The 24,170-nt window shown below is 30.7% G+C and carries 28 protein-coding genes and 1 riboswitch; of the genes, 1 reads left to right on the plus strand and 27 read right to left on the minus strand.

Going from position 1 to position 24,170, the window contains the following annotated elements; translation table 11 throughout:
- Positions 1 to 336 precede the first annotated feature (336 nt).
- The 20 genes from KPL50_RS14240 to KPL50_RS14335 form a co-directional block, all read right to left on the minus strand.
- A complete protein-coding gene (locus KPL50_RS14240) occupies positions 337 to 1,086 on the minus strand; it encodes a SagB/ThcOx family dehydrogenase (RefSeq protein ID WP_216299199.1) in 750 nt (249 codons plus the stop codon).
- A gap of 211 nt (positions 1,087 to 1,297) precedes the next feature.
- A complete protein-coding gene (locus tag KPL50_RS14245; protein WP_216299200.1) occupies positions 1,298 to 1,840 on the minus strand; it encodes a GNAT family N-acetyltransferase in 543 nt (180 codons plus the stop codon).
- A gap of 281 nt (positions 1,841 to 2,121) precedes the next feature.
- Complete coding sequence (locus tag KPL50_RS14250) at positions 2,122 to 2,976, minus strand: AAA family ATPase (protein WP_216299201.1); 855 nt, start codon at positions 2,974 to 2,976, stop codon at positions 2,122 to 2,124.
- Positions 2,977 to 3,260: 284 nt separating this feature from the next.
- Positions 3,261 to 3,467 (minus strand): helix-turn-helix transcriptional regulator, encoded by a 207-nt coding sequence (locus KPL50_RS14255; RefSeq protein ID WP_216299202.1) that lies wholly within the window; start codon positions 3,465 to 3,467, stop codon positions 3,261 to 3,263.
- Between the two features lie 10 nt (positions 3,468 to 3,477).
- Positions 3,478 to 3,999, minus strand: a complete 522-nt coding sequence (locus KPL50_RS14260; protein WP_216299203.1) for a hypothetical protein — start codon at positions 3,997 to 3,999, stop codon at positions 3,478 to 3,480.
- A 398-nt stretch (positions 4,000 to 4,397) separates the two neighbouring features.
- Positions 4,398 to 4,907: a ClbS/DfsB family four-helix bundle protein gene (locus KPL50_RS14265; RefSeq protein ID WP_216299204.1), complete on the minus strand. Its 510-nt coding sequence runs from the start codon at positions 4,905 to 4,907 to the stop codon at positions 4,398 to 4,400.
- Between the two features lie 189 nt (positions 4,908 to 5,096).
- Complete coding sequence (locus KPL50_RS14270; protein WP_216299205.1) at positions 5,097 to 5,483, minus strand: hypothetical protein; 387 nt, start codon at positions 5,481 to 5,483, stop codon at positions 5,097 to 5,099.
- A gap of 169 nt (positions 5,484 to 5,652) precedes the next feature.
- Complete coding sequence (locus KPL50_RS14275; protein WP_216299206.1) at positions 5,653 to 6,078, minus strand: hypothetical protein; 426 nt, start codon at positions 6,076 to 6,078, stop codon at positions 5,653 to 5,655.
- 89 nt (positions 6,079 to 6,167) lie between these two features.
- On the minus strand, positions 6,168 to 6,521 hold the full coding sequence (locus KPL50_RS14280; RefSeq protein ID WP_216299207.1) for a hypothetical protein: 354 nt from the start codon (positions 6,519 to 6,521) through the stop codon (positions 6,168 to 6,170).
- A gap of 841 nt (positions 6,522 to 7,362) precedes the next feature.
- Positions 7,363 to 8,226 (minus strand): AraC family transcriptional regulator, encoded by an 864-nt coding sequence (locus KPL50_RS14285; RefSeq protein ID WP_216299208.1) that lies wholly within the window; start codon positions 8,224 to 8,226, stop codon positions 7,363 to 7,365.
- Between the two features lie 213 nt (positions 8,227 to 8,439).
- A complete protein-coding gene (locus KPL50_RS14290; protein WP_216299209.1) occupies positions 8,440 to 9,150 on the minus strand; it encodes a class I SAM-dependent methyltransferase in 711 nt (236 codons plus the stop codon).
- Positions 9,151 to 9,334: 184 nt separating this feature from the next.
- Positions 9,335 to 9,523, minus strand: a complete 189-nt coding sequence (locus KPL50_RS14295) for a DUF2500 family protein (RefSeq protein WP_309245185.1) — start codon at positions 9,521 to 9,523, stop codon at positions 9,335 to 9,337.
- 360 nt (positions 9,524 to 9,883) lie between these two features.
- Positions 9,884 to 10,312, minus strand: coding sequence for an HTH domain-containing protein (locus KPL50_RS14300; protein WP_216299211.1), 429 nt, complete (start codon positions 10,310 to 10,312; stop codon positions 9,884 to 9,886).
- 64 nt (positions 10,313 to 10,376) lie between these two features.
- The gene (locus KPL50_RS14305; protein ID WP_216299212.1) at positions 10,377 to 10,943 is read right to left on the minus strand and encodes a GNAT family N-acetyltransferase; all 567 of its coding nucleotides are present in this window, start codon (positions 10,941 to 10,943) and stop codon (positions 10,377 to 10,379) included.
- 223 nt (positions 10,944 to 11,166) lie between these two features.
- Entirely contained in the window at positions 11,167 to 11,865 is a 699-nt protein-coding gene (locus tag KPL50_RS14310; protein WP_216299213.1) for a ClbS/DfsB family four-helix bundle protein, read from the minus strand.
- A gap of 101 nt (positions 11,866 to 11,966) precedes the next feature.
- Complete coding sequence (locus KPL50_RS14315; protein ID WP_216299214.1) at positions 11,967 to 12,533, minus strand: AAA family ATPase; 567 nt, start codon at positions 12,531 to 12,533, stop codon at positions 11,967 to 11,969.
- A 221-nt stretch (positions 12,534 to 12,754) separates the two neighbouring features.
- The gene (locus KPL50_RS14320) at positions 12,755 to 12,931 is read right to left on the minus strand and encodes a hypothetical protein (RefSeq protein WP_216299215.1); all 177 of its coding nucleotides are present in this window, start codon (positions 12,929 to 12,931) and stop codon (positions 12,755 to 12,757) included.
- 211 nt (positions 12,932 to 13,142) lie between these two features.
- Positions 13,143 to 13,679: a GNAT family N-acetyltransferase gene (locus KPL50_RS14325; protein WP_216299216.1), complete on the minus strand. Its 537-nt coding sequence runs from the start codon at positions 13,677 to 13,679 to the stop codon at positions 13,143 to 13,145.
- A gap of 310 nt (positions 13,680 to 13,989) precedes the next feature.
- Positions 13,990 to 14,295, minus strand: a complete 306-nt coding sequence (locus KPL50_RS14330) for a hypothetical protein (RefSeq protein ID WP_216299217.1) — start codon at positions 14,293 to 14,295, stop codon at positions 13,990 to 13,992.
- Positions 14,296 to 14,453: 158 nt separating this feature from the next.
- A complete protein-coding gene (locus KPL50_RS14335; protein WP_216299218.1) occupies positions 14,454 to 14,900 on the minus strand; it encodes a hypothetical protein in 447 nt (148 codons plus the stop codon).
- Positions 14,901 to 15,096: 196 nt separating this feature from the next.
- Here KPL50_RS14335 and rsmH point away from each other — a divergent pair, with 196 nt between their 5' ends.
- A complete protein-coding gene (rsmH, locus tag KPL50_RS14340; RefSeq protein WP_216299219.1) occupies positions 15,097 to 16,146 on the plus strand; it encodes a 16S rRNA (cytosine(1402)-N(4))-methyltransferase RsmH in 1,050 nt (349 codons plus the stop codon).
- A 267-nt stretch (positions 16,147 to 16,413) separates the two neighbouring features.
- Here the strand turns inward: rsmH and KPL50_RS14345 are convergent, their stop codons facing one another.
- The 7 genes from KPL50_RS14345 to KPL50_RS14375 form a co-directional block, all read right to left on the minus strand.
- Entirely contained in the window at positions 16,414 to 17,718 is a 1,305-nt protein-coding gene (locus KPL50_RS14345; RefSeq protein WP_216299220.1) for a nitrate/sulfonate/bicarbonate ABC transporter ATP-binding protein, read from the minus strand.
- Positions 17,719 to 17,741: 23 nt separating this feature from the next.
- A complete protein-coding gene (locus KPL50_RS14350) occupies positions 17,742 to 19,460 on the minus strand; it encodes an ABC transporter permease subunit (RefSeq protein WP_216299221.1) in 1,719 nt (572 codons plus the stop codon).
- Between the two features lie 36 nt (positions 19,461 to 19,496).
- Positions 19,497 to 19,634 carry a hypothetical protein gene (locus KPL50_RS14355; RefSeq protein WP_216299222.1) on the minus strand — a complete coding sequence of 46 codons (138 nt, stop codon included), beginning with the start codon at positions 19,632 to 19,634 and terminating at the stop codon, positions 19,497 to 19,499.
- Between the two features lie 68 nt (positions 19,635 to 19,702).
- Positions 19,703 to 19,892, minus strand: a riboswitch (M-box (ykoK) riboswitch).
- 449 nt (positions 19,893 to 20,341) lie between these two features.
- Positions 20,342 to 20,554 carry a heavy-metal-associated domain-containing protein gene (locus KPL50_RS14360; protein ID WP_216299223.1) on the minus strand — a complete coding sequence of 71 codons (213 nt, stop codon included), beginning with the start codon at positions 20,552 to 20,554 and terminating at the stop codon, positions 20,342 to 20,344.
- 27 nt (positions 20,555 to 20,581) lie between these two features.
- Entirely contained in the window at positions 20,582 to 23,035 is a 2,454-nt protein-coding gene (locus KPL50_RS14365) for a heavy metal translocating P-type ATPase (RefSeq protein WP_309245182.1), read from the minus strand.
- Positions 23,036 to 23,059: 24 nt separating this feature from the next.
- Positions 23,060 to 23,326: a metal-sensing transcriptional repressor gene (locus tag KPL50_RS14370; RefSeq protein WP_216299224.1), complete on the minus strand. Its 267-nt coding sequence runs from the start codon at positions 23,324 to 23,326 to the stop codon at positions 23,060 to 23,062.
- An 85-nt stretch (positions 23,327 to 23,411) separates the two neighbouring features.
- The gene (locus KPL50_RS14375) at positions 23,412 to 24,122 is read right to left on the minus strand and encodes a hypothetical protein (RefSeq protein ID WP_216299225.1); all 711 of its coding nucleotides are present in this window, start codon (positions 24,120 to 24,122) and stop codon (positions 23,412 to 23,414) included.
- Between the last annotated feature and the right edge of the window lie 48 nt (positions 24,123 to 24,170).

The raw sequence follows: 24,170 nt of genomic DNA on the forward strand, positions 1-24,170 counted from the left end.
CCATGAGCATATATATCTACCTTTCTGTCAGTAGTTGTGTTCTGATTATCTAGCCACATTTCGATTATTTGTGTTCTAGTGTTTGCTGGTGTTGTATATCTTGCTGTAACCACGGTACTTATAGCACTCTGAAATAATTTTTTAGGTGTTACATATCCTATAGGCATTAAATCATTCCCCCCATTCTGAATTTTCTTTGAATATTTAAAATCTTAATATTTACCGCATTAAATTGTGTCACATTATCAGCCTAAGTCGTCACAAGTAAAAACGTCACAAACTTTTATTGTTTGTGACGTCTAATAAGAAGATTGTGTTGTTAAATTTTTTAATACTTTATGAAATTTTCCCTACAGGAGCTAAATAAATTACAAATTCATCTTCTCCATCAAGATCTAAAAATCTATCAAATTCCTTCTGGTCATAAGCTGCTATCGCACATGTTCCACAGCCTATAGCTTCACAAGCAAGATAGAGGTTTTGACATACATGTCCAGCATCTAAAATCATAGTTTTATGAGCAACTATATTATATCTCCACTCTCCCCTGTAAGGGATTACACTCCATATAAAAGTGACAGCGCTTTTTCCAACAAATTTTTGTCCTAACGTTAAATCAGATAACCTTTCTTCCAAATTTTCACCTTCAAAAATATAAAGTAGTTGATGTGTTAAAGGCAAATAACGATATACTCCGCTTTTTAACCCTTCAACTCTATTTACAACAATGTAGGTTTCAAAAGGATGTCTTGCTCCAGCAGAAGGTACTGTCCTTAAAGTTGCATAATTATCTCCCTTTACCATTTTCACGCCTTGCGTTGCCCAAAGTAAGAATGATAACTCCTCTAAACTTATACATTCACTGCTAAAACTACGGTGGCTTATCCTATCCTTAAAGATATCAAATATATTTATATTTGTTAATATGTTTTCATTCACTTTAGGCAAGTCTATTTTCTCGCCATTTTCATCATAAGGTTTTTGTAATGGTGGTTGCGGTAACTTTAATTGTTGATCTGATTCCATATCATCTGCTTCTACAAAATTTGATTTCATCCACTGTCGTTGTTGTTTTATATTATCCATACTACTCTCCCCTTTTATCATTTTTACTTTAATACTGTTAATTTAACTATTTAGTATTTTTTTACGATTTCGAATTATTATTACCATTATATAACATAATAGTAAATATTAAAATAGCCCAACCTCTACTGCACCATTTCTTCCCAATGTGTCACAATTAAAAACGCCACAAATTTTTATTGTTTGTGACGTCCAATAAGAATAAATCCACTTACTGGTTTATTCTTTGCCATTGAATTTTTGAAATAGACATTTCATATAAATTCCAATAACCTATTGTTGCTTTTCTTGCATTCTCTATAAAGTTTTCTTTCACGAATCCAGCATTTTCATAACATTTAATTGCAGCGTGATTAAAATCAAATACTCTAAGTGTTATCTTTTCAAATTTTAAATTTGCAAATCCAATTATTAATATTTCTTTTAATACCTGCGTTCCAATTCCCTTACCTCTAAAATTTTCTTCACTAATTAAAAATCTACATACCCAGGCATTTTTATTACGTGTTTCATTTTCACGTAGCTCGATAGTTCCAATAATTTCATCTGTATCAATTAGTCGTATTTTGTAAACAAATATATTAGAATTATCTTTTTTAACATCATTAAAGAAATAATCTTCAACTTGTTTAAATGTTAAAGGATGTCTATAGCTAGGTCCAGCCCATTGTAATAAGTATTCAGCCGATTTATTAGTATTCCATTCCACAATTTTTATTAAATCTTCTTTTTCTAAATGCTCAAGTTTTATCATCTTTAAATACCTCCCATTAACGTATACTTTAATTGTAAATCATTACTATACGTAAGGGGCAAGTCTAATCAATAAAATTTGTTACTTCATCATATAATAAACTTCGACCTAACTCTATAGAAATTTTAGAATATTATACATATTAGTACTTCCTTCCTAATATTTTTGAAATGCGACGTAAAAATGCCGTAAAATTCATTCCTGAATAATACGGCATTCTAAGGAATTATTCGGTTTTTATAATTGTGATGCTTAATAAGAATAATCTACACCCAATACTATCAAAACTCGTTTTCATGTATTTTGAAAAAATCATAATATGTACGCACATTTTCTAATTCTGTCCATTTTTTCACATCAACTGGATTTTCATCAAGATCATATATTTTTGCTCCACGCATGGCAAGCAGAAACGGCGAATGCGTTGATATAATAAATTGACAGCCTAAAAATCGTGCGGAGTCCTCAATAAAATTCATTAATTCCATCTGACGTTTTGGAGAAAGACTGTTTTCAGGCTCATCCAATATATATAGTCCATTTTCACAAATTTTTTCAATAAAATATCTGAATGCAGTTTCCCCATTTGAATATTCTCTCACATTAGCCATCAATTCATTTCTCACAAATCGTGACTGCGTTTTACTTCTAGCGGTATTCACTTTTTTTAGTTGCTCGTAATCTTCTATAGACTTCATTTGGAAATGAGAATATTTCGCATCCAAATATTCTTCAAAAAGTTTTTCCCGTTTTTGGTCAATTCCTTCATTTAGGTTACGGATATTCAGCATATAGTCAAATACATCATCGCTGGTAATAATCCTGCTATTTTTAGGGATGTCGGTTTCAAGATACATCTCACACACATTGACATAGTCAGGATAGAAATTAGATTTATTATAGATAGAATCACGACTGATTCCTGTTTTTTCCGCTATAACATTTAATGCCGTTGATTTTCCCGAACCATTTCCTCCATATAAAATCGTAACTGGCTCAAAATCAATTCTTTCAAGACCATGTCCTGATAATATCTTAAATGGATAAAACGAGTCATAGCATGTTCTTTTTACCTTCATGAAAAAGTCAAATTCCATATCCTCATTTGGGAATGTAAAAAAATTTAAATAAACCATTCTTTTCTCCTTATATATATAATCCTTAAGTTCGCATTTGATTACGATGTTGTCTTAGTGGTAATTATAGCATATTTCCATATAAATTGAACTGCGACATAAAAATACCGTAAAATTCAATTGAATAATACGATGTTTTTAAGGGATTATTCGGTATTATTGTTGTGACGCTTAAAAAGAATTTCACGTCACAACTTCCATAAAGGAATAGATACATTTTTGATTAATAGTTTGTTATTTTGATATTAATAATTTTTAATGTGTTTAAGCAAATATCTTACGCTTTATTCTTCAACATATTCTAAAACATCCCCAGGCTGGCAGTCTAATTCCTTACAAATTGCGGCTAATGTATTAAATCGTACACCCTTTGCTTTTCCAGTCTTTAATAAAGATAAATTTACTGTAGTTAATCCTACTCTTTGAGCCAATTCATTTAATGACATTTTTCTATCTACCATTACCCTATCTAATCTCACTATAATTTTCATTTTTATCCCTCTAAATAAACATATCATTTTCTGATTTTAATTCTAATCCAAAGTGAATAATATATGCTATTCCTAACATAATTGAAGCAGCAATAACATATCCAATGGGAAATATTAGTATAACCACTTCAAAACTAAACTCATCTGTAGGAACAATTCCTATTAAATGATCACAAGTATCTATGATTACCTTAATCGCTCCCCAGATTAAAATTTTCTTACTAAAATTCTTAAATATTGTCACACTTTCTACTGTAAAAGGTGTTTTCTTATTTTCAATTGACTTTAAAATTATAATAAATTTCTGTAATCCTATTAACGTTAAAATAAATAATGGTATTGTTTTAATTACTGAAAATTGATACTTTGTAACTAAAGGGATATAAACAGTGGTATTACCCAATAAAAATTTTTGCCATCCGTCAAACAATTTACTATTCGTTAAAATTAAACTTATATAAGATAAAATGCCTCCAACTTCTAATACTACCCTTGTAACATTTAACCATGAAATCATTTTGTGTATTTTCATATTACTATCACCTCACAGGTATTATATACCATAATTTAAAATAAAACAATAATTTTTTAAAATAAAACAATAAGTTTTTAAAATAAAACGATAATTTTTAAAATGAAATATATAAGAGTAAAGTCAATGATTGTATCTTTTATTGTTTGTGTATGCTTTTTAATATTTTTATCCTGTATTGTTTTAATTCTTGCCATTCTAAAGTGACAATGATGTTGTAGAATTTTACGATTCCGTCTTAATAATACCATAATATAACATAAAAATAAAGATACTATACTCCATGTTTTCCTAAGTTGTCACAAGTAAAAACGCCACAAACTTTTATTGTTTGTAACGTCTAATATGAAAATTGTTAATATTAAATGCAATCTAATTTCTTAGATAAATTGAGATTTTTATCTTTGTTGTAACTTTTTCCACTTTCGTATTTTTGTTCTGAAGGACTTGAACGGTGCAACAGTATTGATGTGAATCCATTTCCATATTGCCCAATTAGAGGCAGTTGATGACGACCACTTTCTTCCGCCTTGCTGAAATAATTCGACATCTGTATAGCTGTTAATTAGTTCACTAATCTGCTGCTCTGCCTTTATAAACATAGTGCATAACTCTTTGAGAGTATATCCCTCGTATTGTTTATAAAAACTTTCATATAAGCCTCCGAGATTATTCCATTTATAGTCTGGAGTTGGCGTGATAACAATATGTCCTTGCTGTTCTTGCTTCTCCCAATCAAGAACGAGATTCAGCCAACCCAACTGATAAGCAATCATTTGAGCAGGTGTTCTGTCAACTCCGTCAATTAACCTATCTTTATCATCAATATCATTAAATTCTTCAATGAATAACTTTGCACGATTTGAAATCTCTAAAATCAATTCTTCTCTATTTTGGTATTCTTTCACTTTTATACCCCGCTTTCAAATTCATATTGATATACATACAAATAATCTTTATTTCACATTTTTTTTCGATTCCGTCTTAATAATACCATAATATAACATAAAAATAAAGATACTATACTCCATATTTCCTAAGTTGTCACAACTAAAAACGCCACAAACTTTTATTGTTTGTGACGTCTAATATGAATATTATGAAATAGAAACCTTTTTACTAAAGTATTTTCTTGTTGGTACAATAAATATTAATTGTATAAAAGTCATAATAATGTTTTGAGAAAAAAATAGTTGTTTATTTTGTAGACACCAAATAATAGATACTATTAAAATAAACATAGTATATATTATCATTAAGCAATAACCCCATCTTTTAAGTCTCAAAAATCCATAAGATGCTATTAGGAGAATTATAGGCAGTAATATTTGCGTTATACCCTCTGAAAAAATAGGTAATGGTATAACATAAAATCCAAATCGTTCTGAAAAATTTGGTAATAATACTATTAGTATTGATAATAAGGCACCTAAAAAAGATATATCTCCAATAAATGTTATTATAAAAGGTCTATTTTTATTCATGAATTCTCACTCCTATAAACCCGTAATAAAATACAAGGTTGCAATAATATATAACTCACATTAACCATATTCAATATCCACCTTTCCCTTAACTTGATTCATACATAAATACAATTGTTCAAATAACTCAGGTTTATGAATAATGAATCATTTAAGAAAGATATAAATTCTATTTTTCTATCTCATAAACACCTTTATAAGGGTTAATGCTTAGTTTTGTTTTCGCAAATATTTCTTTGCTCTCACTATCTATGACTTCTAACCGTATATCAAAAGGACTTTTTATATCAGCAACTTTATCATTTTCAATATCACTCCACAATACAGTTTCTCCTTGATTCCTCACTTCTTTACCCAACTTAGAAAAATCGCTAATAAATTCGCCCGAGTCAGTAATCCAATGATACTCCAATTTGCTATGCTTATTATAAGGCTTGAAATCTGGTGTCATTTTTATTCCCTGTACAGATGACATAGTTGATATATATAAATTTCTGTCGGTAGCTATTGTAACTGTATCATTAGTTTTTTTACATGCAACCAACAGCGTTATCATTATTAAGGTAAGCCCTACAATAAAAAATAACTTTTTCATACAGTCCCCCCACATATAAAACATTTTCAAAGTCGTCATAAATTACAACTGTTACTTAATAATACCATATTATAGCATAAATATAAAGATTAGAGATATCCAATTGTTACTGATTGATTTTCTTTTAAAACTACTATTTCTGCATTTGTGTCTGCTAGCTTGTCTATATAGTCGTAATACAAAGTGTTAGTGCTGGTATTCACCTTTAGAATAGCAATTTTACCTGCTATTATTTCTTCCTGCGGTAAGTTAGTTACTACTATTCCCTGTGACTTTTCTTCCTCTGTTAAAGTAGCCCCTATATATACTATAGTTTGAAAATTACCCTTTAAATACTGCCTAACAGTACCATTATCAGACCCGTTTTCGTAAGTTATAAATATATGCCTATTAGTTACTTGTAAGTCCCATACATTACCAGGTGCTGATATTACGGTATTCAAGGTTACGCTAAAATTTGCTTTGGGTAGTTTATATACGTTTGGGGTAGTTTATATACGTTTGGGCTTGTTACCACTCCAATATATAAGAAAAATACGTCCTAATAAAAGTCATGTAACATAGTATTTATTTCAGCCATCCTATCTCTCATTAATTCCAAATCCTTTAAATATTTAGGTTGCCTCATTGCTAACACCTTTAAAAACATTAGTTTTTCAAATGATATTATTAGAAAATCTTCTTCTTCAATGGCGTCTTCTGAAAGAAAGTCATATTCAAATAAACAAATGCTTTTCCACCTATCAATAAAGGCCTTGATGAAAATCGAAAGTTTAACTTATTAAGATTGATACCTAAATCCCTTACGTCTAAACAATTTTCTAATAATACTCTTTTAAAATCATTTTTCATAATTGTTTAATACCCCCTATATTTTCCATTATTTCATTATAAGAACTATTATATAGATTAAGGATTTAATTTCAAATTGTAATAGTACCTCTTTAAAATATGAATTTAATAAGTCGCCTTATTTTCCTAAATCGTCACAACTAAAAACGCCACAAACTTTTATTGTTTGTGACGTCTAATAATAATATTGAGACTTAACTTTAATTATGTGTACCAGGACTTACAAGCAATTGGCCTTGCATTTCTTGTGTTATTCTTCTTGTTTGGCGTTGCAAAACATGTGGTAGCTTTCCCGATAAAAATAAAGTATATAGAAAGCGCACCTTTCATCTTTCTATATACAAAGGATACGCTTTTTATATGATGTGTATTTCTTTTCTAGGTTGGCTGATGAAGATCTTGCTGCGAGTCCAAATGCTTATTAGCGTAGGTCTACTTCTTAATAACTGGTATCCAAACCTCTTGCTCATATGTGTTATTGCCTCTAAAATAAGTCATTTCAAATTCTGGTCCTACAGCATGTTCATAACTAGAGGTAGGGAACCACTCAGTCCAAATGCGTTTCCATATACTTTGAATATCGCACTCACCATCAGGACATACACCAGTTGTGAATATAGCCCATGTCAATGCAGGAACAGATAACCTTTCATAATCATCTGGAATGTCTCTTTTGGGAAGATGATAACAAATCATGTAGGAAAAAACACCTTCTCTCCTATTATATAAAGTTGAATGGACAGTTATTTCCTCGCTTATTCCGGCATCGTTATGAATGCAGTCGATTGTTCCATCTAAAATACATTTTTTCCAATATTCCGGAATTTCAGTGTAAGGCTTATCTCCAATATCATTAATCTCCGTTGATATGCCAAACATTTCAAAGGCTTGTTTTTCTTCAATACGATAATTCATTTCTTTATCACCTTTCATAGTAATTTGAATCGATAGACGACTAAAAGATTTTAGTTTAACTCCTGACTCGCGCGCAGCCGATGGAGTCACACCATGAAGTCTTTGGAATGCTTTTGTAAATGCTTCTGATGTTTCATAACCATACTTAAAGGCAATATCTGTAACCTTTACATTTGAAAATGATAGTTCCTGTGCCGCAAGTGTTAATCGCCTATTGCGTATATATTCACCAATTGTAAAGCCTGTCAGCATGCTAAACATACGCTTAAAATGAAATGTTGATGAATAAGCACATTGAGCAATCTTATCATAGTCAATTTCGTTTAAGATATTATCCTCCATGTAGTTAATAGAGTTTTGCATACTACTTAACCAATCCATATCTATCCCTCCTTAATTAAGATGATAACATTTAGATACTATTTTAGCCTGTCTTAAACTGCTAACAAATGTCCTATTTTATTATAGGTTTAGTGGGATTTCCTTATAATTATACCCAATGTAATTATGGTAACATTTTATTTAATATATGTTAAATACAACGGATAAAGGCACTACTACTTTTATTGCTTGTGACGTTTATAACGAATATTGTTAAATACCTGTTTTTTTCACTGCATAAAAAACTTTATAAGTCCTATCCTCAATTGGAGACAATTTGAAATTTCTATATCTACCCATTATTTCAAAGTCAGCATTTAAAAGAAATTCGTCCATTTCTTCAACTGTATATGCCTTTTGAACATGAGTTTCTAATTCATTATTACCAAAATCAAAAATAGTTTTTCCCAATCTTTTTACTCTATCATATTCTAATATCTGTTTAAAATGTATATCATCAAAGATTCTATCTATTGTTCCAAAGTGTCTATCTTCGTATAAACTTGGTGTGTTAATATCAAAGATGAATAACCCATTATCAACTAAATGATTAAAAATATTTTTCATTGTTTTTTTCATATCTACATTATTTGTTATATAGTTAATTGAATCAAATGCACAAGTGATAATATCAAATTTCTTATTTAAGTTAAAATTTTTCATATCAGCAACTTTAAAGTCTATTTCTATTGTAGTTTCCTTTGCTATATTAATCATATCCTCCGAAATATCAATTCCACTAACTTCAAAGTTCATGTTCTTTAATTCTGATGCAAGTATTCCAGTGCCACATGCAACATCTAATATTGAATTAACGCTTGGGTTATAAGTGTTGATTACATTAGAAACTAAATCAGTATATCTAACACTTTCTTTTCCCCAGTCTTTTTTATAAAACTTTGATAATTTCTCATACGGTTTCATCTCCAATTCCCCCTTCAAATTCGCTTAGATTACGATTCCGAATCATCTTTACCATTATATAACATAATAGTAAAGATTGTAATAGTCCGAATTTTTCTTTACCATATTTCCCTAGTTTGTCACAAATGAAAACGCCACAAACTTTTATTGTTTGTGACGTCTAATAAGGAGATTGTGCAATAAATTAATCTTGTATTTTTATAAATCTAATAAATTTATCTCCTTGAAAAGTTAATTCTCCAACATCGCCTATGTGATGTTTCTTATACTCTTTATGCGGAAGTGGAAATTCTATTATTTCCTCATCTTCAAACTTGAAAGATAACAAGTATATAATAGAGGAGTTTACTAAATAACGTCCTTGACTAAAAATTAATTCATCCTAGTTTTTTAAAATTGTATGACTTTCTAAACTAACTAGAGATTCTAATAAAGCAATTAAAATCCAATAATAAGTTGTTACCTTTGGCAAAAAAAATAAACATTCAGAAAGATTCATAAATAAAAATATAATCATAGATATAATAAATCCACGATAAAAACATTTGTAATAGTTATCATTTAATGCTTTTACGTGTTTAATAACTTATGTTTTCAAGTTATTATTTTTCTAAAGAAGTCTCACCATATTTTCCTAAGTCGTCACAAGTAAAAACGCCACATTTTTTTGTTGTTTGTCACTTCTAATAAGAATAATATTCAGTATGTCCGAAATCTCTTAATAGAACATATATTATATTTTAGGCTCAACGGTTTTAAATATAAATCTTAATGTCATTATTACTGATGCAAGTTTATATTTAATCTCAATTGGCACTGTGTTACTATCAAACATGAAATCTAAAACATATTGTGTTGGAATTTTTGCAAATTTGGCAATGGTATCAGCACTAATCTTATGTACATAAATTAGAACTTCTAAAAATGCTTTAAACTTAAAATCTGGTTCATCCGTTGAAATAATGTCTAACATTAGTATTAAATTAGTAAAAGAAGAACGCTCTGCAAATCCTGTTGGTACTTCAACCCTGTGTCCATCACTTTTTACTCCCAACAAATGTGATAGACTTTCTGTGCTCATTCCATAATCCTTCGTCAATCTCTCTAATATTTCTTCTATCTCTTTATATGTATCTGTAATCATATGAATTTCATCGCTCATTATAATCACCTCTTAAATTTAATTCGTATTTTTATACAGTTGCATCCTATTTGAATGTTCCAAACTATTTAACCTTATAATACTCTGACTTCAGAATTGAGTATACTGCGAGGTCATTAAAATGTCCGTTCTTGTCTACTTGTACCTGCCGCAAAATACCCTCATGCTTCATTCCGGACTTTTGCATAACCCTTCCTGACGGCAGATTCAGAGTATTATGTTTTGCTTCTATCCTGTTCATACCAATATCACTAAACAAATAGCTGATAACAGCTTTTAGGGCCTCTGTCATTATCCCTCTTCCCCAAAATAATCTACCTACGTTATATCCAACCTCGCATGAGCTGTATTTTTCATTTAAACCCACCACACAAATTTGGCCTATTATCTCACCAAAATCCTTCAATTCAATTGCCCAATTGTAGCAATTATTTTTAACATAATCATTAATCCAACTATCAACAATCTCCTTTGTCTCATTCAAATCCTTATGGGAATTCCAGCTTAAAAATTTACTTACTTCACTATCAGTTGCCCAATTTTTAAACATATATTCTGCGTCACTTGCCTTAAATCTGCGTAATATAAGCCTTTCAGTTTCTATTTGCTGAGTCCCATTATGCATTAGCATCTTTTTTACCTCCTATTTAGATTGATTTGTATTATTTTGAAATGTTGTATTAATTATGAAATCTTATCATTAAAACCTTTTATATTAGGATTATGCAGTTAAATTTTCCATATTGAAAATTCGTTTTAATTAGCTTTTTTAACCCAGTTTATAAATAGACTGTAGAAAATACTATAGATAAAAATTAAAAATGTTAATTAACCTACTAAATTATTATTAAACATTAGATATTATTAATAGCCATAAAGTGGTCTAATACTACAGTAGAAACAATCTCATTCTTCATGTTTTTTTTGTAAAATTCTTTGAGATTAAAAAGAAGAATATCTTTGTTTATCATTTCATCCAATTCATTCAATAATTCCTCTAAATAGAAATAATTAGTTATTGTTTCTTGGCTATTATCTAATTGTAGTAACAATATATAATTATTTTCTAAAATTTTAAATGCCCATTCAAACTCTTGAATTTTTATATAATAAAAAACCATATGTATTGTCGGATGAAGAAAACTATCTATGAGAATGTACTGCCATAAGGATGATTTAAACCCATCAATTTTACTTTCACCCATGAGTTCAGAATTATCAAATGACTCTATTTGCTTTTTCAATGCCTTATAACTCTCTGTAAATAATAATTTCACATCTTTAATTGACTCATTTTTGTGTCTTTTATAATTTTGTCTATTTAAAATATCAAGGTCTTCATGGAATGAAACATATTCAATGTTTTTTACTGATTCTAATTTTTTAGAGGATAAAACTCTCCACTCGCTCATATGTGAAACAACATCTTTAAATGACCAATTATCATAACTTTCTAAAAAATTCTCCTTTTTATCTGCCAAACTAACTATAAAATTTTCTTCCTGTATATTGACATAATTAATATTCTCAATTAATCTTCTTTTATAGTCCATGGTTTCGCCCCCAATAATTTGTTTATATCGTAAAAACCTTTAGTTCGCAATTTGAATACAGTTGTGACGCATGATAAGAAAATTATGACTACCAACACAATTTATAAATTAATATTTTTTATTACTTCATCATAAATTTGTTGTAGTTTTATACTTTCAAATTCTGTTGTATCTACATCTATACTAATACTATCATCTATATCTAATTTAAAGTTCTTATTATTAACCCTACTTTTAAACTGCTCAAGTCCGCTTATCAGTATAATATGTCCAGGATGTCTATCTCCTGAATTATCACGCTTTATATATCTATCATATAAAACTTCAACTCGTGCATGGCAATATATTTGTAATACTTTATAATTATATCTTGATTTTATGTCACAAAAAAATTTTGTTGCATATTTATTCTCAAAGTTACCTTCAATAATAAAGGTCTTTCCAGTTTGGCATAATTTTTCTGTAAACATATATAAAAGTTCAAAGCTTGTCATACCAAGCTTCATTGCCCATTCTTCATCTTTAGTCCCTAAGTAATCAAAAAGTAATTCTTTAATTTCATCTTTATTCATTACAGTTAGTTTAAATTTATTAGCCAAGTTTTTACTTAAAGTTGTTTTACCAGTAGCAGATGCTCCTGTAACTATTATCATCAAATTTTCCCCCAATAAAATCCCCCCTATTATATTGAAATTTTGCGATAAAACATAATTCCTTAAGATTCCGTACTAATAATACCATAATATAACATAAAAATAAAGATTAGGATACTCCCAATTTTTATCTCAGATTAAGATAGATACCTATGGAGTATTCTATAGGCATCTATCTTAACTTATTTTAAACCTTAAGCTCATCTCCTACTTTTTCGCGGAAACTAATGGCTTGTCTACCTACATCTATTACAACGGTCACAATCATCAAACCAATCATCGCACCAATCGTCACACCATTCATTAAAAAATTCGTTACATCTATCATTGCATCTATCATTACGCCTATCATTGCATCTATCATTACGTCTATCGTTACATCTATGATTACTTTGGTGACATTTATTTGACATAAAAACCCCTCCTATATTTCCTTTAATATATAATATGAGGCTTGTCTATTTATGTGCAGAGTGATTACTAGGTAAGAGCACACTTTCTAATAATTACTTTAAGACATTTTTTATCGTAGTATTTTCCTAAGTCATCACAAGTAAGAACGCCACAAACTTTTATTGTTTGTGACGTCTAATATGAATGTTTCAAAATAAGTATAAATGAAGATTATTTACCTGTTATCCATTCGGACTTTAAAATTCCATACTCATAGGTATCTGCCCATAAAGGTTCTCCATTAATATCTTTCTTAAAATATATATTTTCAATAAGAGTTCCTTCACGCCTCATACCAAGTCTTTCTAATAGTCTCCAAGAATTTTCATTCAAGGGATTACACATTGCTACAATACGTCTTGCACCTAATTGTGAAAAAGCTATATTCATCAATGCCTTTGCACTTTCTGTTGTATAACCTTTTCCCCAATATTTTAGATTAAATACATAGCCTATTTCCCATGTGTCAAAATCACCTTTAGCTAAATACAAGTTTCCTATGAGTTTACCCACTTCTTTTAAACATATAGCATAAAAGAATTCACTTTCTGATCTATCTATTGCTTCTTTCTTAGCTTCTGTTTCAGAATAAACATTATATGGCTCATATTTTACTACCGTCTCATTTGATAAGTATTCATATAAATCTTTCCAATCTGTTTTATTAAACTTTCTAATAATTAATCTATCTGTAATTATATTATTCAATTTAGTTTCCTCCATTATTACAGAAGAATATACCTCCTGCATTGATTTACTTTTTTATTCAAACTTCTAACTTTCATGTAAACTTCTCCTTTCCTCTAAAATATCTATATTATTTATAGACTTCTAAGTTAAATACAAATAATCCTTGTGGTGTAATTAATTACGATTCCTTATTAATAATGCCATAATTTATCATAAATATAAAGACTAGAGATATTCTGATTTTCAAGTCAGCATATTTTCCTAAGTCGTCACAACTAAAAAGGCCACAAACTTTTATTGTTTGTGACGTCTAAAATGAATGTTATGACTATATAGTGTTATCTTTAAAACTTATTATCAATCCTAAGCCACCTAGCATCGAAATGACACCACCTAATATTTGAAACTTACTAATATTTTTGTCCTTAACCAACAGTACTAGATCTGAATTAAGAGACACGCTTGTTCCAATCGGTAAGTTCTTTGACATTTCTTGTACCTTCATAGTGAACTTTTGTTCTCTTTTTTCACCAAAATAAATACCTAGATTAATGCTGTTTAATATTAATAATATACCGCCTATAACAAGCAGAAGAAAAGCAAGTTTTTTAAAGTGAATTCTCATTAAATTCATAACTCCCCCCCATATTACTCTTTTCACAAGACAAATTTTTCCTAATTATACCACAAAGCAACTTCGTTTTGTTAATTTAAATTACGATGTATTTTTTTTACTGTTGTTACGCAATATGTAAATGAAACAAACCAAAATTTTATATTATGTTTATTGGTTTAATTTTTTAATTGAAAATCCATATATGTAATAATGAAATGCATAATACCAAAAATTACTGTTGGTATTATAGCCAGATAATTCTGAAGCCAAATCTCAGCCAATATAAAATACACCACTGGAATAACTGCCATTCCCAAAAGAATAACCAAATTTGACTTGCCTGTAAAACAGAAAATCCATAGCACATAATAAAAAACCAACATTATTGCCATAGCAATTGTATTGGGACATAAAATTTCAGAAGTTTGTTTTCTATTAACGAATATAAGTAGAAAGATAAATATTGCTTGAAATCCGTGCTCCAAAATATCTAAAAATATATGGGTATTCGCATTCTTTACTGATACATCTGACGCAGGAATTAAAAAATAAAATATATTTGGTATCATTGGCAATAAAAAGACTATAAACCCTTTCCATGAAAACCCAAAATATTGCAGCATTAGATTCCCCCATTCGCATGATAAAAATAATCCCTACTTCGCACTTAAAATACAATTCTTTCTTAATAATACCATAATTTAGAATATATATATAGATTAGAGCCATACAATTGTGAGTTTGCTTTTATGAATTGTATTTGGTATCATATGGTTTGTAACAACATTACAAAAGGATATTAAAAAAGGTGGAGGAACAATGGATAATCAAGAGCAAAAACATGAGCGACGTGTTCGATATAAAGGCACTAATCCTAGATCTTATAAAGAAAAATATAAGGAACTGCAACCAGAGAAATATGCTGATACTATAGCAAAAGTTATTCAGAAGGGCAGTACTCCTGCTGGTATGCATCGTTCAATTTGCGTAAAAGAAATATTAGAATTCTTACAAATTACTCCCGGGCAAACAGGACTCGATGTAACACTAGGTTATGGTGGTCATACTTTAGAGATGCTTAAATGTTTAAATTCAAAGGGGCACTTGTATGCAATCGATGTAGATTCTATTGAATTACCGCGCACCCAAGAGCGTTTAGAGAGTTTAGGTTATGGCTCCGAAATTTTAACGATAAAGCAAATGAACTTTTCCGATATAGATCAAATTGCTTTCGAATCAGGGCCATTGAATTTTATATTGGCAGATTTGGGTGTCTCTTCAATGCAAATAGACAATCCTGAAAGAGGATTTTCATTTAAGAGTGAAGGACCATTAGACCTACGGCTGAATCCTAATAGAGGTCAATCTGCCGCAGCTCGTTTAAAAACTATTTCGCTAGATGAATTAGAAGGAATGCTTACAGAAAACGCAGACGAGCCTAATGCTGCAGCAATCGCTCGAGCTATTATTTCCCAAATTAAAAAAGGAATAGACATATCAACAACAACGCAACTTCAACAAATTATCAAAGATGCTCTGAAATTTATTCCAGGAAATAATACCAGCGATGCGATTAAAAAAACCTGTCAACGCTGCTTTCAAGCATTGCGAATTGATGTCAATAGTGAATTTGAAGTGTTATATGAATTTTTAGAAAAGCTTCCTACTACTCTTGCTGAGGGTGGGCGCGTTGCTATACTTTCTTTTCATTCAGGAGAAGATCGTCTCGTTAAAAAATCTTTTCAACGCTTTTTTCGTGAGGGCGTCTATCGTGAAATAGCTCAAAGTCCTATTCGGCCATCATCACAAGAATGTAATACTAATGGTCGTGCTCGCTGTGCTAAATTGCGTTGGGCTATAAAAGCATGATTTTTAATTTTCAGCACTTTATTTACCTAAAAACTGCAATCTAGTCTTTTAAATAATTCTAAATGACTTTATAAAAATAGCCTATTATAATCACTCTTCTTGATTATAATAGGCTATTGCTAAAGAAATAGACTTCTCCTATCTCAAAATTATTCACTTCCACATTACGTTGTTTAACCACTATGCACTTTGAGTATTATTTTGTGAATCATTCAAATTAAAATTTTTAAAGAATGTGAAATAGCTCAATGTGAATATAGAACTCTACTAATTACTATCCTCATCTTCTAAAAATAATTCCTCTGAGTCATGATCGTAATTAAATACTTCTGCATACCTACCCCAATCAATTATTGAACCCATTGTCTCTTCTACTTCATAAGTTGAAAAATGTTGCATAAATAGTTCCTTAAAAAACTCTTCTTTCATAGTCTTATTTCTCTTACTATTTAACACATTTTCAATAACCCTAAACGTAGAAATATTTTTAATCTGATTTTTAAATATAGTTTTACTATCCTCTATATCAGCTTCAACGAATTCTTTTCCAAGCATCGTAATAATTATATCCCCCTCTTTTATTTCAGCGAAATTAAGCATACATATGCCTTCAATATTGGGAAGTAAATCATCACTCTCCATCATTAGATCACGTCCGAGCTGATAAATGTCCATTTTACCATCATTATCGTCAATAAGTTCAAGAAGACCTGACATAACTCCTATAGGAGCTTTTGGTATTAGAACAGGTTTTTCCTTATTTTCCTTTATAGCTTCATTTACTTCTTTTTCTTCAATCTTTTCTTCTAATTTCCCACTGGTCAACACCTTATAGATGTTATCTACAATACTTTCAAATTCTGGCGACTTCCTGTTTCTTGGGTAAGGAAGGTCTACCTTTAATTCTGCAATTACCTTTGCAGGATTTTTGCTCAATATTATTATTTTATTAGCCATAAGTACTGCTTCTTCTATATTGTGAGTTATCATTATCACGCTTTTCATTGGCATTCTTTTATCTGTCCATAAATCTATAAGTTCAGTTCTTAAATTTTCAGCCGTTAAAAAGTCTAGTGCAGAAAAAGGTTCGTCCAAACATAGAAGTTTAGGTTCAACGGCCAATGCTCTAGCAAATCCAACTCTTTGTCTCATACCACCTGATAGTTCTTTAGGATAAGCCTCTTCAAATCCATCCAATCCTATAAGATTTATTAGTGCTTCTGCCTTCTCTCTTGTATAATCTTTAGGGAATCCTTTAGCTTTAAGCCCAAGTTCTACATTTTCAAGTACAGTCAGCCATGGATATAACGCAAAGGTTTGAAACACTATAGATGCATAGGGATTTACACCGTTAACTTTTTTGCCATCAAATAAAACTTCACCTTTTTCAGGTTGAATTAGACCTGTTATTGTTCTTAATATAGTGGATTTACCAGAACCAGATGGTCCAAGTATCCCTACAAAATCCCCTACATTAATATCTATATTTATATTTTCAATAGTCGGTTTATCCGCTCCACCAAAATATTTAGTTATTCCCTTTACTTTAATAAACTCTTTTACCTTCGCCATTACTAACACCTCTTTCTATCTCACTATAGTTCTATTTTATACTTCACTTCTGCTAAGTTATACAATGGTTTCCAAACCAACTTATTGAACGTAACCACAACTATACACATAACAACTGTACTAAGAATAAGCATTGGAAAATCTCCTTTGTTAGTTGCATCTGATATTAATGCACCAAGTCCAATAGTGCTATATGTTTTACTACCGAAATTCACATATTCAGATACGATACTGGCATTCCAGCATCCACCTGTAGCTGTAATCATTCCAGTTATGAGATTAGGAAATATTGCTGGTAGTATTAGTGTCTTCCACTTCTTAAAGCCTTTAAGTCCAAAAGTCTTACTAGCAGATATTAAATCATCTGGTATTGCCATTGCTCCTGCAATTACATTAAACAATATATACCATTGAGTTCCCATTAACATTAGAAAGACTGATGCTATATTTAATCCGCCAATAGCACTCATAAAGAATCCCAATACCACTGGAAATAATGCAGTAGCTGGAACAGATGCTATAATTTGAATAATTGGTTGAAATATATTTGCTAGCTTTTTATTCATTCCTATAGCAACTCCAACCGGCACCGTCCATAAAAGTGCTAAAACTTGTGCAACTAATACTCTTAATAATGAAGCTCCTACTGCTGGAAGCAACTTGGCGAGTTCATTCGGAGAAACAGTAACTATAAGTTTTAAACCTTTAAATAATGAATAACAAAGTAAAATAATCATTACAATTCGTACTATCAAACTTATGATTTTTCCTAAAACACCAAATCTCAGATATTTGTCACTACTAAATTTAATTATTAAGTTATCAATAGTCTTGTTAATAAAAACATAAATTTTAGCAAATACTTTTTCTGATAGAACTTCAATAACAACTGAACGCCTTATCATTGTAAGAATGTAGGAATGGGGTTTTTCATCATTTCCAGTTAGCTCTACTTTAAATTTATCTGCCCATACAATTACAGGTTTCCAAACTAATTCATTTAGCAGTACAATTACCAGTATTAATGTAAGTACTCCCCATAAAAGTGCTTTTTCATCTCCCTGATTAGCTGCTGTTTGAAGGTACGATCCTAAACCCTCAAGTCTAAAATTTCTACCCTTTAAGGTAAACATTTCGCATGCCATGAGAAAAAACCAACCACCTGCCCAAGACATCATGCTATTCCAAACAAGACCTATAGCTGAAAATGGAAGTTCCAGGGTTTTAAATTGTTGCCATTTATTTAATTGAAAAACTTCAGTTGCTTCTTTTAAATCTCTTGGAATAATTTTAATTGAATGATAAAAGCTGAAAGTCATATTCCATGCCTGCCCAGTAAAAATTAAAATAATCGAAGCAATTTCAATTCCGATATTACCATGAGGGAACACTGATACTAAGCCCAAAACAACAGCTGGTAAGAATGAAAGTACAGGGATTGATTGCAAAATATCAAGTATAGGTATCAGAATTTTCTCTGCATTTTCATTATGGGCAGCCTTATATCCGTATATAAATGTAAATATCAATGATAAAATATAGGCCACTGTCATTCTTCCAACTGACTTAAGCGCATAAATTGGAAGTTTTGATAAACTTGTTGAAATCTCCACACTTTGCCCAGTTGAAGTATGGTTGATACTTGGTGACACTAAAATATACAATAATGCTATTATTGCTGCAAATATTATAATATCAAATAATCCAACTTTTCTTTTAATAAAATTTGGCGTAAGCTTCATTTTAAAACCTCCTATGATTTGCATTGTGAATTAAAATTAACACATCACATAGTAATCTAAATAAACTTCATTAATTAACAAACTTATCATTCCACTATAGCGATTGGCTATGGTGATGATATAAAATTTCTTAAATTCGATTATTAAATTACTCTCGGCAGGGCCACTATCCATGCCAATCACCTCCTTAAACTAAAAAAATCTCACCACAACAAGTGAAGAAATTCAATACGAACCAAATAATACCTTCTTCACTCGTTGAGTTTTAGCACTGTAAAGCGTAGAACATAAACATTCATATTTCCTATGAATGTCGTCAGCTACATTAAGTAAAACCTTAATCCGGTAGTACCTGCTGACCCATTGGCGTCTCTCGACGTTTCTGGGCAGTAGCATATTTCTATACAGTAACCTCACCTAACAAGAATATTAAATTGTTATTCTCAATTAGCTTTGATCTTATAGTTTAATACTAGTCTTAAAGCTAAAGTATGTCAATGATACTTCAAAGGAAAAATATTCTTTACATTTTATAACCTGTTTCTCTTGTTACTATAGCTGCTGTTAATAATATGATTTTTGATTTCATTAAAACCCGACCTTTTAGATTATAATGAATTCGTAAACCTTAGGCTCCCATTGGCAAATGAAGTATATAAAAGAAAGATGTATATTACTTAGTTATTATTTGTACTTTTCAAATATATTATAACAAGTAAATTTTGTGTTTATATATTAAATTGATTGAGTACAAAATTAATAATAGGATGGGCAGTGTGGACTGAATAAGATAAAGTACCTTATAACTAATAAAAGGTCCACGTATTATATTTCGTATAATGCGTGGACCCTTTTCATATTTGAATTTATTTGTTTTTTATTTAGACTTTTTCTATTCCTACAACCTCATATCCTGCTTCATCAATAGCTGCCTTAATAGCATCATCAGCAATATCCTCATTTATTTCAGCAGTAGCAAGCTTTTTATCAAGACTTACCTCTACGTCCTTTGCTCCAATTTCCTTTAAAGCCTCGCTAACATGGTTTACACAATGTGCACAGCTCATACCTTCTACAAATATTTTCTTTTTCATTTTTATTTCTCCTTTCAAATTTAAATTTTATGTTAATGGCTTAAAACCTTTTAACCTTAAAGCATTTGTTAATACAGAAACTGAACTAAAACTCATTGCCAGTGCTGCAATAATAGGATTTAGAAGCGGGCCTCCAAATAGGTGTAGTATTCCCATTGCAACTGGTATTCCCAGTATATTGTAACCAAAAGCCCAAAATAGATTTTGTTTTATATTTGTTATTGTTTTCTTACTTAACTGTAACGCAGTAGGTACATCCATTAAATCGCTTCTCATAAGTACTATGTCTGCAGATTCCATTGCTACATCTGTACCTGATCCTATAGCTATACCAATATCAGCTTGGGCAAGTGCAGGTGCATCATTAATTCCATCCCCAACCATAGCAACTTTTTTACCTTCTGCTTGAAGCTTTTTAACTTCATTTGCTTTATCCTCTGGTAGAACTTCAGCTAGTATTCTATCAATACCAACTTGCGCTGCAATAGCTGCTGCAGTTCTTTTATTATCACCAGTTATCATGGCAACTTCTATTCCCATAGAATGAAGTCTTTCTATGGCTTTTTTACTATTTTGCTTAACGGTGTCTGCAACCGCAATGATTCCACTTATCTTGTTATCTATAGCGATATACATTGGGGTCTTACCTTCTTCAGCCAGCTTGTTTGAGATATCCTCTAACTTCTCTAATGAAATTTTACTATCTACCATGAGTTTCATATTTCCAAGCAGCACTTTACTACCATCTATACTAACTTCTATTCCATACCCAGGTATAGCTTCAAATTTATCAACCTTTTTAAGTTGTAAAAATTTTTCTTCTGCACCTTTGACTATAGCCTCACCTAACGGATGTTCAGATCCTTTTTCAGCCGATGCAGCAATTTGAAGTAAGTATGTCTGGTCAATACCCTCTACAGTAACAATATCTGTTACCTTTGGTTTTCCTTCAGTAAGTGTTCCAGTTTTATCAAATACTATAGTTTGAATCTTGTGTGCAGTCTCTAATGCTATACCGCTTTTTATAAGCACACCATATTCTGCACCTTTTCCTGTTCCCACCATTATTGCTGTAGGAGTTGCTAGGCCAAGAGCACAAGGGCAAGCTATTACAAGCACTGATATAAATATAGTTAATGAAAACACTATGGTCTCCCCAGATATAAGCCAAGCTAATGAAGAAATTAGTGCTAATGCTATAACCACCGGAACAAAATAACTTGATATAATATCTGCCATCTTAGCTATAGGAGCTTTTGACCCCTGGGCATTTTCAACCAAAGTTATAATTTGTGCAAGTGCAGTATCTTTACCCACTCTAGTTGCTTTATACTTAATCGATCCATTCTTATTTATACTTGCACCAATTATCTTATGTCCAATAGCTTTTTCTACTGGCATACTTTCACCAGTTAGCATTGACTCATCTACAAGCGTTGTTCCTTCCACAACCTCACCATCTACAGGCATTTTTTCACCTGGCTTTACAACTACTATATCACCCACTTCAACTTCATCAATTGAAATTTCAATTTCCATATTATCTCTTATGATAATAGCTGTTTTAGGCGCAAGGCCCATAAGTTTTTTAATTGCCTCGGAAGTCTTTCCTTTTGTTACTGATTCTAAATACTTTCCTAAAGTAATAAGTGTCAAAATAACTCCTGCTGATTCAAAGTACATTTCATAATCCACATTTCCATTAAAAATTATTTCATATACAGCATATAAACTATACAAAAATGCAGCAGATGTTCCAATTGATATTAATGAATCCATATTGGGACTTAATCTAAATAATGATTTGAATCCAACTGTAAAATATTTTTTACCTGTATACATTATTGGTAGAACAAGTACTAATTGTAGAATAGCATAACCACTTGGATGTATCATTGGATTAATAAGGTTGGGTAAATTAATATTAAGCTTCATAGCAATCATAGGTACCATTGCAACTAATAATAATGGAACTCCAAAAATTGCGGATAATAAAAATCTATTCCATAAGGCTTTTATTTCTTTTTCTTTTTTTTCTCGATCCATGTCCACGTTACTTTCATCTTCTGAAGCTTTGTATCCTGCCTTTTCAATTGCTCTCTTTATGTCAGAGGTTCTTACCCTGGTCGGTTCAAAGCTTATATTCAATTTTTCAGTAGCAAAATTTACATTTGTTTCAACCACTCCTGGGAGTTTTTTTGTAACCCTCTCGATGGTCTTTGCACATGCAGCGCAGGTCATTCCCCCTATTTTCAAGGTTTTATTACTAGTTTCAACTAAAGCCTTATAACCACCTTTTTCTACAGCATTTTGTATGTCTACTAAATTAACCTTTGTTTCATCATAAGATATATTTAGTTTTTCAGTAGCAAAATTCACATTTACTTCCACCACGCCTGGTAACTTCTTTGAAATCCTTTCAACAGTTTTTGCACAAGCAGCGCAGGTCATTCCTTCTATTTTTAATGATTTTGTTTCCACCTTATATTCCTCCTTTATACCTTATTATTTATCCATAATCTTTGAGAGCAAATCAATTATCTCATCAATCTTCTTTTCACCATTATCACTAAGTACCGCGTCCTTAACACAATGACTTAGATGCTGTTTTAATATTAATAAGTTAGCTTTCTTTAAAAGAGATTGAGCTGCGATTATCTGATTAGATACATCTACACAATATCTTCCCTCTTCTATCATCTTTATAATTCCTTCAATTTGTCCCTTTGAAGTTTTTAAGGATTGTACTGCCTTGATTTTTTCTTGATTCATTTAAGTATCTCCTCTCACCTATGGGGGGTGCCTATTAAATATACTATACACCTTAAATGCATAGTATATTTATAACTAATTAAATTTATTTTAATTTATAACCTTTAACTAATTCATCATCTTTACTGTCCATATTATCCTTACCTGCTACTTCTAATTTAAATCCAGTACCCTGAAGTTTTGTAACATCTAAGCCTGCTTTAATTAGTGGCTCTGCCTTAAATACAAATTCCATGTCCTCATCAGATGCTCCTAATTTTTCTGTAAAGTGCACTGAATTACCCTCTCCAAGCATTAAAACATAATGTTTTTCATCTGCCATATACTTGATTAGCTTTGGATCCTGCTCTAAGATTCTTCTAAAAGCATCCTCTGAGCCATTTGAAGTTTCTTTATTATCACTTACGTTATAAGGGAAAATTATTCTATTTGATAACTGAACCCCGCCTTCTATCTCAGCAGGCTTATATACCCACTTACTCGTGTCTAGCTTTTTAACATCCAGACCAGCTTTAATTAATGGATCCGCATCTATTACCATAGCAAAGTCTATTTTATTTGCAGAGGTATCTTTAGTCCATTCGAACTTATCATTTGCAGGAAGCTTAAATCCCCAATGTTGAAGAGTACCATGATAGCCTTTACTCTTAGGGTTTGCCTTTACAATGGCATTAAAAGCTTTAAGAGCACCATCCGAGTCTTTACTTACAGTTTGAGCTTTACTACTACAGCCCACAAATGATAGAGTAAGAATAGATAAAGTTAACAATATCATAATTTTTTTATTTTTTTTCATATTTAAAACAACTCCTTCTAATTTTTATATTTATATAATATCCAATTA

The organism is Clostridium sp. CF012 (assembly GCF_018861755.1).
Taxonomy (GTDB): domain Bacteria; phylum Bacillota; class Clostridia; order Clostridiales; family Clostridiaceae; genus Clostridium_AD.